This window comes from Moorena sp. SIO2C4, assembly GCF_010672485.1.
GTDB lineage: Bacteria > Cyanobacteriota > Cyanobacteriia > Cyanobacteriales > Coleofasciculaceae > Moorena > Moorena producens.
Genome location: NZ_JAAHGN010001103.1, coordinates 1 through 2428 on the forward strand (window position 1 = coordinate 1; position 2428 = coordinate 2428).

Here is a 2428-nt window from a genome sequence, read left to right on the forward strand (position 1 = left end):
TCGACCACTGGTACGTGGAGTTGGTTTGGGTCGGTTGCTGACAAAATCCCGCCAAGATAGGAGATAATTCCAGGTATGGTGACCAATAATGTGATCATCGGCGTAACAGGGAGCAAGACCATTAGCTAATCCCACCAAGAAGCGGTCATTAATCTCTAGGGCTTCTGGAAACCAGCGTCCTACTAATTCAAAGCCATGGGGAAAAAAGTTATAAGTGTTACGGCTAGTGTATTCTCCCCCATAGGAACCATCGGGATGGATGAATTCTGCGGCTAATTCGACAGCTTTGATCAGAGCTTCTTTTAGGCGTGGGTCTAATCTCAACAGATAAATCCTAGCTAGACAGGAAATAGTTAAGGTGTGGTAGCCTGGGTCGCAGCCTTCATATTCTATAAACCAGCCTTCGGGACTTTGCCAGGATAAGACTTGCTCTAGCCTTTGCGATCGCGCTCTATCCCATTGATTGGTATGCAAGAGTTCCGATAGCAGGTCTAAACATAAGACAATCAAGGCTTGGTGGTTGCTCAGCTGTCCACTTTCCATGTGATGGGCTAGCCAATTTGCTCGTTTTTCAAAGAATTGCAAGGCAATGGGGTTATGGAGTCCCATGGCTTTGTAACTTTCGATGCTAGCCAATAAAGAAAAGGCGGCGGCTCCAGCAGCACGCTCATAGGGGAAATAATCATCACAGGAGCCATCGGGATGGGAACTGGATGCAGCAAAAAGTATCCCTGCTTCGACCCAATCGAGAATTACTGGTTGCTGGTAGAACGGGTTATCTGGCAAGTCGGTATGATAGGCTAGTGCTAGGGGCCAGACAAATTCCTGTGCCATCCCACTAGGGAAATCGATGATTTTATAGTGCCAGAAGTTACGGTCAAAGCATCCGTAGGTGGGACTGTGGGGATTGCGGTCTAGGAGGGTAAGGATTTTAGGGATTTGGTTTAGGGCTTGACGGGCGAATAGGTCTCTGGTCATTATTTGCGGCTGTTTGTGTCAGTGCGTCAGTCCGAGAGTGATTGTTCTTTTCAGCCAAAAGTAGTCTTAAGAGTTTCCTACTATAACAAGTAGTCTTAAGAGCGTCCCACTATCACAATAGGACTATTATCTATTCAAGAAATTATTAGCAAATTCTTCCCCTTCTCCTCCCTCTTCCCGGTTTTGCCGCTGTTGTTGATTTCCGGTTGATGGCAAGTGGGGAGTGTGATTGGAGTCAACTTCCAATCGTCGTAGTCGTAGTTGGATGTCTTCTAGAAGTTGACGATTGACTGCCATTAGATCTGCCACTAAGCCAAATATCCACAGTTGAAAGCCCATTAGAATCAGAATAGCAGCTAAAACTAGGCTGGGTACGTGAGCTTTGGGAGTACCAGCGAAGTATAGGATTAACCAACGAATCCCCAGTAAGGTTCCTAGAGTAAATGGAATTGTCCCCAAGGTGATAAAGAATCTCAGGGGGTTGTAGGTCATGGAGATTCGCAGGATAGTGATTAGCGATCGCTTAACATAGGCACTGATACTCTTGACTAGACGGGAGGGGCGCAAATAGCGATTGGTGCGGATTGGGACAGAAGTGATAGCAATGCCTTTTTGTCCAGCTTGAATAATAGTTTCTAGGGTGTAAGTGTATTCATTAAAGACATTTAGCTTTAAGGCGGCTTCTCGGCTAAAAGCTCGGAATCCACTGGGAGCATCGATGATATTAGTATTGCTAGCAATTCGGACTACCCAACTACCGAATTTTTGTAGACACTTTTTGATGGGGGAGAAGTGCTTAATCTTCTGAATCGGTCGCGCCCCGATGACTATTTCGGCTCGACCTGATATAATAGGTTGTATGAGTTTGGGAATGTCATCAGCGCAGTACTGATTATCCGCATCGGTATTGACAATAATGTCCGCATTGGCTTTTAAGCAAGCTTCGATTCCTGCGATGAAAGCTTTGGCTAGTCCCTGATTGTGTTTAAAATTGACAATGTGGTCTACGCCATAAGAGCGGGCTACGTCTACGGTGCGGTCTGTACTGCCATCATTGATAATTAGCCACTCAACGGTATCTACACCCCTCAGTTGACGGGGAAGCACCGAAAGGGTAATCCCTAGGCTGTTTTCTTCGTTGTAGCAGGGGATTTGAATAATTAGTTTCGTCATCGATGGTGACGGGTTTTGGATCAAGAATAGGAAAAACTCCGGTGCCTTTGATTATCGCAGACGCAGGCAAAAGAGTTTTGGTTTCTTGATTATGGTAGGTTATTGGGGGATTATAGCAGTTTTCAATAGGGAGTCAAGGGAGTAGGGAGTAGGGAGTAGGGAGTAGGGAGTAGGGAGTAGGGACTGCGATTTTAGAGATACTCGTATTCCGTGCGATTTTTAGAAAACGCAGTGCACATCGCTGACACATATCGCATCATGTGAGCGGTCATTATTT

1 protein-coding gene and 1 pseudogene are annotated in these 2428 nt (G+C 45.8%); both read right to left on the minus strand.

The genetic code is table 11. From position 1 onward, the window contains the following. Positions 1-978: pseudogene (locus F6K20_RS34245) on the minus strand (hypothetical protein); the annotation flags it as partial. Between the two features lie 126 nt (positions 979-1104). Beyond that, positions 1105-2151 (minus strand): glycosyltransferase family 2 protein, encoded by a 1047-nt coding sequence (locus F6K20_RS34250; RefSeq protein ID WP_008188878.1) that lies wholly within the window; start codon positions 2149-2151, stop codon positions 1105-1107. Positions 2152-2428: the final 277 nt, after the last annotated feature.

Excerpts from the sequence above, each read along its gene's own strand:
- F6K20_RS34250 (WP_008188878.1), bottom strand. The coding sequence starts at position 2,151 with ATGACGAAACTAATTATTCAAATCCCCTGCTACAACGAAGAAAACAGC.